The sequence below is a fragment of the Sneathia sanguinegens genome (assembly GCF_001517935.1).
Lineage (GTDB): Bacteria > Fusobacteriota > Fusobacteriia > Fusobacteriales > Leptotrichiaceae > Sneathia > Sneathia sanguinegens.
In genome coordinates this window covers 1-495 of record NZ_LOQF01000031.1, presented here as the reverse complement: position 1 = coordinate 495, position 495 = coordinate 1, and the positions used below count along the sequence as shown (strand labels likewise).

General features: G+C 33.3%; 1 protein-coding gene. It reads right to left on the bottom strand.

The window, feature by feature from the left end:
• Positions 1-403: minor capsid protein (locus AWT65_RS06295; protein WP_198142970.1), on the bottom strand; the 403-nt coding region annotated here is incomplete at its 3' end.
• Positions 404-495: the final 92 nt, after the last annotated feature.

Below are 495 nucleotides of genomic sequence, written 5' to 3'. Positions count from 1 at the left end.
GCACTTTGGTACTTCTGCAATTTGGGTGGAAAGGTGGAGCAGTAACTCCAACTTCATAATCTTTGACATCAAATACCTTCATATCCATACTTTGGCATATGTCAAAAGTTCTATCATCTAATGTAGCTATTATCTGATACTTGCTAACTTCCATCTGCTTATAGCTTTCAATTTCTGCCATACTTCTTACTCTTGCACTTTCAGTCTGTAATAGCACTCTTGCTCTGCTCTTGTCTACATTCATTACCCTTGCAAAGTCTTCTGATAAGCTATAAGGTGTCTTACCAGATATTATTCCAACTGTTATTGTTTTCTGCATTTCATTTAGTAGCTTTTCTTTGTTTTTCCATATTATACTACTAAAGTTTGAACCATCTGATAGCCAGTTGCTTTTTAACCTCATTCACTTCATTGAATTGATTTTTAGGAACTATGTTTTTACCTATTATTTTTAGTAATTCATCTACTACCTTTTCTTCAATTCCTAACTTCAAT